The organism is Paenibacillus sp. JJ1722 (assembly GCF_048282685.1).
Classification (GTDB): domain Bacteria; phylum Bacillota; class Bacilli; order Paenibacillales; family Paenibacillaceae; genus Paenibacillus; species Paenibacillus polymyxa_B.
Genome location: NZ_CP182500.1, coordinates 4,907,335 through 4,920,927, shown reverse-complemented (window position 1 = coordinate 4,920,927; position 13,593 = coordinate 4,907,335). Strand labels below are relative to the sequence as shown.

Annotated in this window: 10 protein-coding genes; 9 read left to right on the top strand and 1 reads right to left on the bottom strand. The window is 47.5% G+C overall.

The features are described from left to right. Positions 1-3 precede the first annotated feature (3 nt). The 6 genes from ACM1ND_RS21875 to ACM1ND_RS21850 all read left to right on the top strand — a co-directional run bounded on the left by ACM1ND_RS21875 (position 4) and on the right by ACM1ND_RS21850 (position 8,666). Positions 4-1,155, top strand: coding sequence for a transglutaminase domain-containing protein (locus ACM1ND_RS21875; RefSeq protein ID WP_418026564.1), 1,152 nt, complete (start codon positions 4-6; stop codon positions 1,153-1,155). A 20-nt stretch (positions 1,156-1,175) separates the two neighbouring features. After that, positions 1,176-3,260, top strand: a complete 2,085-nt coding sequence (locus ACM1ND_RS21870) for a peptidoglycan D,D-transpeptidase FtsI family protein (RefSeq protein WP_418026563.1) — start codon at positions 1,176-1,178, stop codon at positions 3,258-3,260. A 191-nt stretch (positions 3,261-3,451) separates the two neighbouring features. Beyond that, on the top strand, positions 3,452-5,530 hold the full coding sequence (locus tag ACM1ND_RS21865; protein WP_069080297.1) for a peptidoglycan D,D-transpeptidase FtsI family protein: 2,079 nt from the start codon (positions 3,452-3,454) through the stop codon (positions 5,528-5,530). Positions 5,531-5,612: 82 nt separating this feature from the next. After that, a complete protein-coding gene (locus ACM1ND_RS21860; RefSeq protein ID WP_023990191.1) occupies positions 5,613-6,362 on the top strand; it encodes a Cof-type HAD-IIB family hydrolase in 750 nt (249 codons plus the stop codon). Between the two features lie 51 nt (positions 6,363-6,413). Beyond that, positions 6,414-6,893, top strand: coding sequence for a DUF456 domain-containing protein (locus ACM1ND_RS21855; RefSeq protein WP_028541425.1), 480 nt, complete (start codon positions 6,414-6,416; stop codon positions 6,891-6,893). A 138-nt stretch (positions 6,894-7,031) separates the two neighbouring features. After that, complete coding sequence (locus tag ACM1ND_RS21850) at positions 7,032-8,666, top strand: putative polysaccharide biosynthesis protein (protein ID WP_023990189.1); 1,635 nt, start codon at positions 7,032-7,034, stop codon at positions 8,664-8,666. A gap of 17 nt (positions 8,667-8,683) precedes the next feature. Here ACM1ND_RS21850 and ACM1ND_RS21845 read toward each other — a convergent pair whose 3' ends face one another. Further along, positions 8,684-9,973, bottom strand: coding sequence for a DUF2515 family protein (locus ACM1ND_RS21845; RefSeq protein ID WP_068941896.1), 1,290 nt, complete (start codon positions 9,971-9,973; stop codon positions 8,684-8,686). A gap of 237 nt (positions 9,974-10,210) precedes the next feature. On the opposite strand from ACM1ND_RS21845, the gene ACM1ND_RS21840 reads away from it, so the two are divergent. The 3 genes from ACM1ND_RS21840 (at position 10,211) to ACM1ND_RS21830 (ending at position 13,557) form a co-directional block, all read left to right on the top strand. Then, positions 10,211-10,555 carry a thioredoxin family protein gene (locus ACM1ND_RS21840; RefSeq protein WP_028541427.1) on the top strand — a complete coding sequence of 115 codons (345 nt, stop codon included), beginning with the start codon at positions 10,211-10,213 and terminating at the stop codon, positions 10,553-10,555. Between the two features lie 173 nt (positions 10,556-10,728). Then, a complete protein-coding gene (locus tag ACM1ND_RS21835; protein WP_023990186.1) occupies positions 10,729-11,661 on the top strand; it encodes a COX15/CtaA family protein in 933 nt (310 codons plus the stop codon). A gap of 129 nt (positions 11,662-11,790) precedes the next feature. Next, the gene (locus tag ACM1ND_RS21830) at positions 11,791-13,557 is read left to right on the top strand and encodes a UbiD family decarboxylase (protein WP_025723591.1); all 1,767 of its coding nucleotides are present in this window, start codon (positions 11,791-11,793) and stop codon (positions 13,555-13,557) included. Positions 13,558-13,593 lie beyond the last annotated feature (36 nt).

Below are 13,593 nucleotides of genomic sequence, written 5' to 3'. Positions count from 1 at the left end.
ACAATGAAACCATCCTGGCTGGAGCCTATTCTTCATTGGAATGGCGTGACGGTGTTTTTGATTGTCATTGTACTGCTGTCGTTGATTCAGGGCTGGAGACGAGGAGCTTCCAGATCTGTAGGGGCGCTGTTCAGTCTTATTGTGGATGGCATACTGACTGTGGCGGGTATTTTGTGCTCGCTCGGATTAGCCATGTGGCTTTCACCGAAGGTACAACAATGGCTGGCGGCTTACATGGAACATTTGCCTCAGCGAGAACTAAGCGGGATTGAGCAATTTTATTATACGTTGGTGGCGGGCTTAGAGGGGTTTCCGCTGCTGCGGTTCGCCGTATTGTTTATGCTCAGTTATGCGATCGCCCAATTTGTACTACGTGCAATTTATGTGTTGATGGTAGGTGGTAAGTCAGATTCTCATCTCCCTGAACATGAAAAAAAATCAGGCTTTTTCAGCAGGGTGGCAGGGGCTGGAATAGGTACTCTTATTGGTGGAGCACGCGCTATCATGGTTATAGCCCTGCTATTCATCGGCGTAAGTCTGTATCCAGACAGCGGGTTTAGCAGCTACGTCCAAGCTTCACCGATTTATAAGCAGGGAGCGCAATCGGTCATTGAGCCGTTATCCGGTACACTGATTAAGGATAAATTGCCCGTATTTACGCAGGCCGTTACCAAGGAATTAAATGGTATCCTGCAGCGGAAATACGAAATGATTGACCGGGAAATTCCGAACGATATCGGTCAGGCTGCGGCCAAGATTACACAGGGGATGAGCGGTGATGAGCAAAAGGCCAGAGCGTTGTATGAATGGGTAGGTACCCGTATTAGCTATGATTTCGGTAAGGTAGAAGCCTATGAGCAGCGTGGTGACTGGCATGAACAGACCCCCAGAGATACGTTTGATACACGTAAAGGAGTCTGCATTGATTATGCCCGCCTGTATGCGATGATGGCTCGGTCGCAGGGACTACAGGTCAAGGTGGTGACAGGGCTTGGATATAACGGACAGGGAGGATACGGTTCCCATGCATGGAATGAAGTGTATTTGAGCGCGCAGGATCAGTGGGTACCGTTAGACCCGACCTGGGCGCAAAGTGGGGACTGGTTTAATCCGCCTGGTTTTGCCCAAACACATATCAAGGATAAAGTGATTTAATAAGGAGTGGAAAAGGGCACATGAGAAAGATGGACAACGAGCAAGGAAAAGACAATGAGACATCCGACCGAAAAAGATTCAGCTTTCGGATCAATCTGTTCTTTTTCAGCTCGTTCATTATATTTACGGTCATTATTGTAAGACTGGCGATACTTCAATTTGTAGATGGACCTCAGCTTAAGCAGCAGGAGGCCAGTAATGTTACCAAAAATGTACCACTTACGCCGATTCGCGGAACGATTTACGATTCCACCGGGCAGAACAGACTGGCGTATTCGACACCTGTACAATCGCTGTATATCACGCTCTCCAAGAACTACAGCGACCTTTTGGAGAAATCGCGTAAGCCTGATAAAAAATTGTTGCCTGAGCTGGAAAAGATGACACAAAAGCTGGAAAATCGGTTTGCTCAATATGGTAGTAAAGATGAGCCGAAAATGACAGCAGAACAGATTATGGACGCTATGGACCGAAACTATCAAAGGCTTAGCGGCTTTACGCCCCGCCTGATTAAAACGAATCTCAGTAAAGAAGAAGTCGCCTATTTTATGCAGCATAAGAGCGAGTTTCCCGGAATAGATGTGGTCGAGGAAACCGTACGCCATTATGATCCTGATACAGTAGCTGTTCAAACGGTCGGTTATATTAAAAGCTACAAAAGTGCGCGTGAAACGTTGACTAAATATAAGGATATTCAAAAATCCATGTCAGCTGAAAATGATCCGGGCCTCATCTATATGGATAACGAATCAGTTGGCTTTGATGGACTGGAATTTCAATATCAGGAACAGTTGCGAGGGAAAAATGGTTATAAAACCGTTCCGATAGATCCGCGCAATATGCCGGAAGGTGTAGATTCCGTTACTCCTCCGCAAAAAGGAGATAATGTCTATTCCACGATTAACAAAGAAATTCAGGTTAAGACTGAAAATGCCATTATGGATCAATTGAGATGGCTCCATTCACACGCTGTATCTGGCAAGACCCATCCTTATGCTAAAACAGGCTTTGCTGTGGCTATGGAAGTGGATACAGGAAATGTGGTGGCGATGGCTAGTATGCCGGATTATGATGCTAATTACTGGCAGACCGGAAATATATCTAGCGATAATTATAAGAAAATACAAAATGTATACTTGAATGGTACTATTCGCTCCTTTGGATCGGGCCAATCAGGTCAACATCCAGAGTCGGTTGTCCTACTTGGCTCCACCATTAAGCCGCTTTCTGTGTTAATAGGACTGGAGGAAAATCTATTCAGTACCTCATCGTATTACCAGGATACAGGAGCGGCTTACTTTGGGCGTAATAATTCGTCACGAGTTCGGAATTCCTCGGGTCATGTGTACGGCGGGTTGGACCCAGCTTCTGCCATTCGGCATTCCTCCAATGCATTTATGGTCGATATGGTGGGCAAAAGATTGTACAACAAATACATTAATAATGCCAAGGAAGATCAAGGTGTGAATGTATGGGACCGCTACATGAAGGAATTTGGACTAGGTGTTTCTACGGGTGTAGATTTACCAAGTGAATGGTCTGGACGCAGAGAGTATGCTCATAATTCGAAAGAGTCCTCATTATCTAAACTTGCATATGCTTCTTTTGGTCAGCAGGGTAAATATACAACGCTTCAGCTTGCACAATATACAGCAGTATTGGCTAGCAAGGGGAAACGGATGGAGCCGCATTTGGTCAGTCAAATTAAAGACACTAACGGCAATATAGTACAAACGATCAAGCCGAAGGTGTTGAATGAAGTGAAATTCCCGGATGCTTACTGGAATGAAGTTATACGCGGGATGGCAACAGATGTTAGCGCATTTAAAGGTTTCCCTTACGACTTTGCTCGCAAAACGGGGACATCGCAGCAAAGTGTAGGCAGAGAATTGAAAGATAATGGAGTATTTATAGCCTTTGCACCACGTCAGAATCCCAAACTTGCAGTAGCGGTTGTTATTCCTGAAGGGGGCTTCGGGGCCTGGAGTGCCGGGCCTGTGGCGCGTAAAATCTTTGATGCCTACGACGAAGTGTATGGATTGGACGGGGTACCTAAGAAAAAGGTTGAAACAGCAACCGATTCTAACGCAATCAAACAGCCATAATCATTTTATACGATTTTATACGATGTCATTTCATGAAAGCTTTCCTTAGCCTTAGGGCTGAGGGAAGCTTTTTTATGTTTTTTCTACGTTTTCTTACAAAATTGTCATCTTAGAATTCATCGTTTATTGTTTTAGATATGGTAGGATCAGGAATATGAAACCCTAATCGGAAGGAGTAATGACCAGCTAATATGGACAGAGGAAGTTTGGATAAAAAGTTTTCATTTAAAAAGAAAAATGTTGAAGAGAATGAAGAGTTACGAAAAAAACGGACGGTTTTACGAACCAACCTACTGTTTTTTAGTGCTTTTGTGCTGTTTGCCCTGATCATTACCAGACTAGCTGTATTGCAGTTTGTACAATCGGAGGAGCTGAAGGGCCAGCAGCAATCCGTAAATACGAAAAATGTCCCGTTAGCCCCGAGTCGCGGCACGATTTATGATTCTACAGGTACGGTTAAGCTGGCATATTCGACTCCAGTACAGTCCCTGTATGTAACTTTATCTAAGGATTATAGCAAGCGTACGGAGAAAGATCGCAAGCCGGGGGAAAAGCTGCTCCCTGAGCTCAATGCTTTTGCTGCCAAGCTTGCTGCCAAATTAAACGAACTGGGTCGTAACGAAGGAGAGCAGCTTAATGCAGAGGAAATAAAAAAGCGACTGGACCCGGACTATAATCAATATAGGGGATTTACCCCACGTTTGGTCAAATCCGACCTGAGTCGGGAGGAAATCGCTTATTTTCTGGAACATCGGACAGAGTTCCCTGGTGTAGAGGTTGTAGAAGAAAGTATACGCCATTATGACCCGGATCGGGTGGCGGTACAAACGATTGGATATATGTACAAGTTCAAAGGAGCTCGAACGAACCGGCCCAAATATAAAGAGCTCTATGAAGCTAATTCGGAGGTTCTAAGACCGACACAGGTGTATTCGGAAAGTGAAACGGTCGGATATGATGGCTTGGAGCTTCAGTACCAGGATGAGCTGAGAGGAAAAAACGGATATAAAACGGTAGAAGTCAATCCGCGCAGCATGCCGGAGGGCATTGAATCCATTACTCCTCCTGAAAAAGGACATCATTTATATTCCACCATTAACAAGGAAATTCAGCAGAAAACCGAACAGGCCATTATGGATCAGCTTCGCTGGCTTCATACTCATGCCGTATCGGGGAAGCTTCATCAAGACGCTACCACTGGCTTCGCTGTAGCGATGGAGGTAGAGACCGGAAATATCGTGGCAATGGCCAGTATGCCGGATTATGACTCTAATGTATGGAAAAGTGGAAGTACCTCGCCTTCTGTATATGACGAAATTCAGCATAAAATGGGAAATGGAACCATTAAATCCGTGCCTAGCGGAAAAGCGGGTCCACATCCAGAATCCTCGGTGCTTCTGGGTTCAACCATTAAACCGCTATCCGTGCTGATCGGGTTGAAGGAAAACCTGTTTTCTCCCGGACAAACTTATCTGGATACGGGAAGTGCGTACTACGGCAAAAATCGCTCCAGCCGGGTTGGGAATTCTAGCGGACATGTGTATGGTTCTTTGACACCTAGCAGGGCAATTGAGGTCTCGTCGAATACGTTTATGGTGGATATGATCGGCAAGCCGCTGTATGGCAAATACGGAAGTAATGCAGGGGTACATCAGGGAATTGACGTATGGGACAAGTATATGAAGGAATTTGGATTAGGCGTTCCGACAGAAGTAGATCTGCCGGGCGAGTGGGCAGGTAGACTTGAGTATACGAGCAAGCATGAAAGTGCGCTGACACGATTGGTGCAGGCATCCTTTGGTCAGCAGGGAAAGTATACGGCGATGCAGCTGGCCCAGTATACGACTGTGTTGGCAACAAAGGGCAAGCGTATGCAACCTCATTTGGTCAGCAAAATTGTAGATGATCAGGGGAATCTTGTACGTGAATTTAAGCCGAAGGTGCTGAATGAGGTCGCTTTTTCAGATACGTACTGGAATACAGTGATTCGAGGTATGGCCACGGATGTTAAAGCCTTTAATGGATTTCCTTATGATTATGCCCGCAAAACGGGGACTTCCCAGCAGCTGGTGGGACGTACGGTTAAAGATAACGGGGTGTTCATCGCTTTTGCTCCGCGTCAAAATCCGAAGCTGGCAGTAGCGGTCATCATTCCTGAAGGGGGCTTTGGTGCGACGAGCGCAGGACCGGTTGCGCGTAAAATATTTGATGCGTATGACGAAGTATATGGGCTAGATGGTACTCCTAAAAAGCCTCTGGCAGCAAAGTGAGGACTTGAATACTTTTGTGGGCTTCTCTTTTTCATGGTAAAATGTCGTTGGACATAAGGGACATACAGGAGGAAGAGAGACTATGGGAGAAAACCAATATAAATACAAACTGCTTGCGCTCGACATGGATGGAACTTTACTGAATGATAATCATGAAATTTCCTTGGAAACGATTAACTGGATTAACAAGGCGATTCAGGAAGGGATTCATGTATGCTTGTCCACCGGACGTGCAGCGATGCATGCTCTGCCTTACGGTCAGCAACTCGGCCTGGAGACGCCAATGGTAACCGTAAACGGCAGTGAGGTGTGGAAATCACCCCACGAGTTGTGGCGCCGTTATTTACTTGATAAGGAGCTCGTTCGTAAGATGCACCAAATTGCTGTAGAAACAGGCTCTTGGTTCTGGGCTTACTCAACGGAGGAATTATATAATAGGGATCGTTGGCCGGATACATTGGACACACAGGAGTGGCTCAAATTCGGTTATAATACGGAAAATGACGAAATTCGCCACCAAATTTTACTTAAGCTTCAGGATATGGGTGGACTTGAAATTTCCAATTCTTCGATGACAAATCTGGAAATTAACCCAGCTGGTATATCCAAAGCCAGTGGAATCGCTGAAGTGTGCGATCTGCTTGGCATTACTCTGGAGCAGGTGGTTGCCGTTGGCGACAGTCTGAATGACCTGGCTGTGATTCAAGCGGTTGGACTGGGCGTAGCAATGGGGAATGCTCAGGATACGGTTAAAGAAGCCGCTGATTTGGTCGTGGCTTCGAATAATGACGACGGCATTGTAGAAGTGATCCGTGATTATGTGCTTGTGTAATAAAATGAATAATGCAGCAGGCCGGATGAATGGACGAGAAGGAGGAGGCCCATGGACGTTGTAGGCTGGATTGTTGTTATTGTGCTGTTCATTGTGGGCATGGCCGGGGCGGTATATCCCGTATTGCCGGGGGCGCTCGCCATCTATTTTGCATTTTTTGTATACGGCTGGTTTTTCTCGTTTGCTCCATACAATGCATTGTTTTGGATTATACAAACACTAATCGTCGTTGCCCTTTTTGTTGCGGATTATGCTGTGAATGCGTGGGGTGTCAAGCGATTTGGCGGCTCGCGTCTGTCGGCGATACTGAGTACCATCGGGATTATTATCGGCCCCTTCGTTATTCCGGCATTTGGCCTGATTTTGGGACCATTTATCGGCGCTGTGCTGGGTGAACTAATTGGCAAAGCCCCGCTGGACCGAGCTATTAAAGTGGGCTTTGGCTCTGTATTAGGCCTTTTTACCAGCACCGTGATGAAAGTGATTTTGCAGCTTGCCATGATTATTGTATTCTTGATTTGGGTGTTATGACCCGAGATTCGTTTTGGTTTATTATGATTTGCAGAGACAGAATCGACATGCGGCTCCGCACCGGTGATGGCTCAGGCCATGACTGTTTGTGCGGGGCTTTTGCATGCGTGTGAACAGCAAGAAAGAAGGGAACGCATTTTGTCCAATAAAGAAACATTCCTTAAAGGTACGCTTATTTTAGCCGCTGCCGCCTTGGTGGCCAGAGTACTTGGTCTGGTACAGCGTGTTCCATTGGAGCATCTGCTCGGTTCCGTCGGGAACGCCTCGTTTACTATTGCGAACAACGCTTATTTGATGCTGCTCACGGTCGCTACGGCCGGCATTCCAAGCACGTTGAGCAAAATGGTTTCAGAACGTTATGCACTGGATCGGCCTTCGGAAGCGCGACGTGTGTATCGTGCGGCTTTGATATTCGCGGCCGCGGCAGGCATTATCATTACAGCGCTGCTGTATTTTGGAGCGCCTTACTTTGCCGAGCATGTAGCAGGGGTTCCGCAATCCGCTTTGGCCATTCAGGCTTTGGCACCAGCATTACTGCTGTTCCCTGCCATTGCCATGATGCGTGGATACTTCCAAGGGCGCGGTAATATGACCGCAGGCGGTATTTCACAAATTGTGGAGCAGGTTGCACGGGTAGCGACCGCTATTGTACTCGCTTTTATTATTTTGAAGCTAGGTTATGGAGATCGCGAGGTTGCGGCTGGGGCTTCCTTTGGAGGTGTCATGGGAAGTCTTGGCGCTCTAGCGGTTATGTTGTACTACACGGTGAAATTGCGTCGCCAGGATCGACAGGATCGTCAAGATCAATTCCAAGAGGAAAGCTCCGCGCTACCGATGATGCGCATTTACAAAGATATTTTCAAGCTTTCCATTCCCATTGTATTGTCGTCTCTGACGGTTCCGGCGGTCAACTTTATTGATACGTCGATTGTGGTGAGACTATTGTCTGGTCAAGTGGGATTGGATCAGGCGACTACTCAGTTGGGTTATCTAGGCTCTCGGGCACAGAGTGTGGCGGGAATTCCGCCGATTTTGGCCATTGCGCTCAGCCAATCGCTCATTCCGATCATTTCAGCGGCATTTGCCCGTAAGGATGAGCAGCATTTACAAAATCAGATGACGTTGGCTTTGCGTATCTCTATTTTGACTGGAATGCCGATTGTGCTGGCTTTATGTGTAACCGCCTATTCTATTAATGGTTTACTGTTTAGCTCGCTTGGAGGCAGTGGTATCATTGCTGTTCTGACACTCGGAACGATATTCCAGATTACGATGATGACTTCTAATTCGATACTGATCGGTATGGGCAAGCCGCGTATTTCAATGGTTAATGTCATGGTCGGTATCGTCGTCAAGTTTGCAGCGAGCTGGCTGCTGGCTGGTTGGCTTGGAATTTATGGGATCATTGCTGCAACCGGATTATGTTTCCTCGTGATCACATTGCTAAATTTGCGTGTGCTTAAAGGGATTGTCTCCTTTTCCATCATGGGCCGTCGCTGGGCAGGGTTCTTAACCGCAGTCGTCGTCTCGGGAGCTATCGGATACGGTGTAAATGAAGCCTGTATTCTGCTGGTGCATCTGATGCCTGCGCGTGTGGCCTTCTTGATCGCGTGCTGCATTGCCGGGGCAGCTGTACTGGTATGCTACTTGTTGTTGCTGGTTGTACTGCGCGTATTGCGCAGGGACGAGCTGGGCAACTATCCGCGTATGTTGCAAAAGGTACTGCGTCCGTTAATGCGTCTACAGCGTGAGTCCACAGGACAACGAGGCTAAAAGAGCCCCCCAGTCTTTCAGTGGAAAGGTTGCAAGCTGTTATGGGCAACGTGGGCCATTGCTGTTTTTTGAATGCCATGACGATGCTCATGGCGCATGGCAAATAACAGCGGTCGCCTTGGTTCGCTGAGATGTCCAAGTGTGGAGCCGTCCTGAAACCAGTCATACCGGGGGATTGGATCATAAGCTGTATCGGACCAGACGGCGTTCAGCTCCGGACTGTACAGACGTTGTCCTGGCGGTAGCCATTCATGTGCTAAAAGCGTTGCACTTTCATCTGGAGAGTGCAGCGCTTTTTGTTCATTCGGTGTGAACAATCCGGGCCAATAGTCGCTGCGTGAACCTGTATGCGGCACACTGTTAGCGAATGCGGATACCTGGTCCAGCACCTGCTGATGGCCAAAGAGCATAGCATAGAGACTTTTGCCAAAGCCGATCCGCTCGTCCAAATGGCCGAAACGCTCCATTACTAGTCCAGCAAGTCCACCGTTCAGTCCAAGTGGAAATATAACCTGATTTAGCTGGAGCCAGTCATGCAAATAAAAGCCCGGCTTGTGTGTCACAAATTTTTGGAAATACGGATCTTTTACCACACGTCCTTCAATATAGTTTTGTTCATTAATGATGAGCGCCACAGTCAACAGAGAGCTATCCCGCCAAGCCCAGAAACGTTCCCAAAAGGGCTTCATGAATGGCGAAACGTGAAAATAAGGCAACAAGTGAAAGCAACTCCGACCCAAATGACGGCTGTGCATGTAAAGTTGCAACTGCGGATAAGCGTCTTGAAAAATAAGGGCGTTACAGCGCTCCAGTAGCCGATACAGCCATTCCTTTTCCTGTTCGCCGAACAGGTTGCCAATCAGTCCCCCTTTCAGATCGGTCATATTATAGCCGCCATTACGAGAAACCAGGTGGGCCAGTAATGCCCAGTGTAACTCCGGGTAGCCACGATAGCATTCAAGGTAAGCGGCAGTGCGGGTGACGTTGCTGCGATTCTCCTGTGCTGTATCGTTCTTGATCCTCTCCAGTAGCTCACAGTCTGTTTCGCATAAGGGCATATTCAGAGAAGAGGGACGCGTAGCGGGTCCGTTCACCAACATTATCGCTTCAGCTTCATTCATAGCGGCCTGTGCCGTATGATAATCCCACGCTAGTTCACGCAAGGGGGAGCGTAATTTGCGGGATTCGGTCCAAGCCGCCCGTTTGCCCTCCCAAGCTTCCTCTGCAACACGGGGAACGGAACCCAGTAACTTTAGCCCTCCTTGAAGCTGTCGAGATGCTGTATGGAGCCATTCGGTAAGAGACATGACTAAATTAACCTCCTTTCCAACTGCAAGCTTCCCCGTATCCTGCCAAGTATGTTGGGTATGCTGTTAGGATGTCGACGCTTATGTGGATTCTTAAGTATATCTTTAGTATGCCTCAATGAGAGGGCTTCCAATCGGCATGTGAGTAGAATGGGGTAGTGTGCAAAAGCTTCACTTGGCGTTACAATAGAAAGTGCAATCTTTTCAGCACAAAAAGAATTTAAGGAGGAATCATCCATGCAAAAAATCGTCTCTCATGAAGACTTTAATAAGGCAATATCCACTCCGGGCGTTACGGTGGCTGTGTTTAAGGCGGACTGGTGTAAGGATTGTCATTTCATCGATCCGTTCATGCCTGATGTGGAACAACAATATGCAGATAAGCTTACATTAATTGAGATTGATGTAGAACAGGCCGAAAGCGTCAGTCAAGAGCAAAATGTATTGGGGATTCCTAGCTTTATCGCTTACAGTGAAGGGCGAGAACTGGTACGTCTGGTGAACAGACTGCGCAAATCCCGCGAAGAGATTGAGCAATTTTTGGATCGGGCTGTTGAAGTCCACGCGAGCTTAGCAAAATAACATCAAGACATTCAGAAAGCCGCTTCCTTCTCAGGGGGCGGCTTTCTCACGGACACGTTCACATTTTGTCAACAAAGCTCGTATGTCAAGGAACGATATATCAGTTATAATTACATTAAGTGATCATTTCACAACATATAAAGTGAATAAATATTATATTTGGAAGGATACGGGTGAATTCTTTGAATAACAAAATCAGAATATTAAAATGGCTGGCACTCGTAACATGTATTGTCATGTTTTTGGCTACCTTCGGTGGAGGTGTCGTGACGCGAACGGATTCTGGTCTCGGCTGTGGCCGGGAATTCCCGCTGTGCAATGGTAAGCTGGTTCCGGCACATACGATCGCATCCCTTATTGAGTTCTCTCATCGCTCCGTCAGTGCCATGGCCGGGATTCTTTCTATCGCCTCATTTGTTGGCTTTTTGCTGTTTATGAAGCATCGGAAGGATTTGCAGCTATTCTCGCTGCTCACGCTCATGTTTGTCATCATACAAGGTGCAATGGGGGCGTTGGCTGTCGTCTTCTCCCAATCGGCTGCAGTCATGGGACTGCATTTTGGCTTTGCGCTTATCGCCTTTGCCAGTGCGACTATGATGACGTTGGGGGCCTGGCAGGAGCATGCAGATTCACGCCACACCCCGCGTCTGATTCCTGGGCCTGTCAGTCGGGGCTTTCGTAACTTTATATGGTTATCGACGATCTATACCTATATTGCTGTCTATTCAGGGGCGTTGCTTAGTCACTCGGTCATCCAGAAGGTTGTAAATATTGGGGGCTTCATATCTCCACTGCTGCTTCATCAGATTTCAGCTGGTCTGCTGTTCGTCATTATCTTGGCTGTGGGTCACTACTCATACCGTTATCACCCGAACCACCGGGATATCCGTATATTGGGTGTCGTATCGGTCTTGTTAATCTTGCTTCAAGTGGTGATTGGAATTATCTTGTTGTACGTCAACAAACCTGAAATCTACATGTTTATCGTGCTGGGACATATGCTGGTGATTGCATCGTTGTTCTCCATCTTGGCTTATCTGAGCTATCGTGTATGGCAATTGTCACCGGACCGCAAGCTTGTTCCGACCCAAGCACAACGTACCTAAGCGTTTCATAGATCATAGTCAAGCGGATTTTTGCCCAAGAGGCGTTTAAACACGTATAATAGTATATAAGAAACAAACCAGGCCCGCGAGTTTCTCGAGGGCTTGATTTGCTTAGGAGGAGTCGTCCAGTTGATCTACCAGAATTTGCGCCAATTTATTGAAGCGCTGCGTAAAGAAAATCATCTTAAAATTATAGAGGCACCTGTCGATCCTTACCTGGAGCTGGCTGAGATTCATCGAAGAGTCATTGAGGAAGAAGGGCCGGCACTTCTGTTCACGAATGTAAAAGGAACCCCGTTTCCTGTAGCCAGTAATCTGTTTGGCACAAATCGCCGTGTGGACATGGCTTTTGGTCCGCGCCCAGAGCAACTGATGGATGCGATTGTAGGAGCGACCAAAACATTGTTTCCACCTACACCCAAAGCATTGTGGAATGAACGTGGCCTGATTAAGGACATGCTAAAAGTAGGGCTAAAAACAGTATCTCATAGCGAGGCCCCTGTATTGGGAGTTCGCCGTACAGAGGCTCCGCTGGCACCACTGCCTAAAGTGACCAGTTGGCATGAGGATGGAGGGCCGTTTATTACGCTTCCACTCGTGTATACTGAGAAGCCAGGTCAGCCCAAGGATCATAATTTGGGGATGTACCGCATTCAGATTTATGATGATCAGACGACGGGCATTCACTGGCAAATTCATAAAGGCGGCGGTTTTCATTATCATGAAGCGGAACTGCGTAATGAGCCATTGCCTACGACGATTATCATCGGTGGCCCGCCTGCCCTGATTGCGTCTGCCATTGCGCCAGCACCGGAAAACTTGCCTGAGCTGTTGCTGGCTTCGCTTATTATGGGAGGCAAGCTGCCCATGACAGAAGACCCGCTCGGGGGTCACCGGATTCCAGCAGAAGCAGAATTTGCAATCAGCGGTTATGTACCGCCTCATGAACGCCGTCCGGAAGGCCCGTTTGGTGATCATTTTGGCTATTACTCATTACAGCATGATTTCCCTGTATTTCATGTCAAACATATGCATCACCGCAAGGATGCCATTTATCCGGCAACCATTGTAGGTAAGCCTCGGCAAGAAGACTACTATCTCGGTGAGTTTTTGCAACGTCTGCTGTCGCCTGCATATCCGCTTGTGATGCCTTCCGTCAAGTCCCTGTGGGCGTATGCGGAAACGGGTGTACATGCGCTAGCAGCGGCAGTCGTACGTGAAAGCTACTCCCGTGAAGCGCTTGTATCCGGTTTTACTATTTTGGGTCAAGGTCAATTGTCGTTGACCAAGTTCCTGATGCTGACGGATCGAGTAATTGATTTATCTGACTTTAACCTGCTGCTGGAAACCATTCTGGAGCGATTTAATCCAGCAAGGGATTTATTTATTTTCAATCACACGTCACACGATACACTCGATTACACAGGCCGCAAGCTGAATCATGGTAGTAAGGCGATTCTGATGGGGATAGGTGAGCCTGTACGTGAATTGCCTCGTGCTTATGAGGGAGGCGATCTGCCGGGAATTCGTGAAATTGAGCCCTATTGCGGAGGTTGCCTCGTCGTATCGGGTGCGTCCTTTGAGCAGGAGCCTGAGCTGGCGGCACGTGTTTTGGAGCGATTAGCAGCGGGTGAGCAAGAGTGGCCGCTCGTCTTCATTGTGGACGATGCCAAAGAAGTCGTTCGCTCTCAAGCCTCGTTCCTGTGGACGGTATTCACACGCTTTAACCCGGCTACGGATATGTACGCGGACAGCGAAGTGCGTTTGCATCATCTGAACTATAAGCTGCCGATTGTAGTGGATGCGCGTATGAAGCCAGGGTATCCGGATGAGGTGTTACCGCGTGAGGATATTGTGAAGCTTGTAGATCAACGATGGACGAGTTATTTCGCTTGACGCCCTAATTAAACCTACAGCCGGATTCTACATTTA

What these genes read in the sequence shown, in the direction of transcription:
- ACM1ND_RS21860 (WP_023990191.1), top strand. Translation starts at nt 5,613, where the DNA reads ATGGGAGAAAACCAATATAAATACAAACTGCTTGCGCTCGACATGGAT.
- ACM1ND_RS21870 (WP_418026563.1), top strand. Translation starts at nt 1,176, where the DNA reads ATGAGAAAGATGGACAACGAGCAAGGAAAAGACAATGAGACATCCGAC.
- ACM1ND_RS21855 (WP_028541425.1), top strand. Translation starts at nt 6,414, where the DNA reads ATGGACGTTGTAGGCTGGATTGTTGTTATTGTGCTGTTCATTGTGGGC.
- ACM1ND_RS21840 (WP_028541427.1), top strand. Translation starts at nt 10,211, where the DNA reads ATGCAAAAAATCGTCTCTCATGAAGACTTTAATAAGGCAATATCCACT.
- ACM1ND_RS21875 (WP_418026564.1), top strand. Translation starts at nt 4, where the DNA reads ATGAAACCATCCTGGCTGGAGCCTATTCTTCATTGGAATGGCGTGACG.
- ACM1ND_RS21865 (WP_069080297.1), top strand. Translation starts at nt 3,452, where the DNA reads ATGGACAGAGGAAGTTTGGATAAAAAGTTTTCATTTAAAAAGAAAAAT.
- ACM1ND_RS21845 (WP_068941896.1), bottom strand. Translation starts at nt 9,973, where the DNA reads ATGTCTCTTACCGAATGGCTCCATACAGCATCTCGACAGCTTCAAGGA.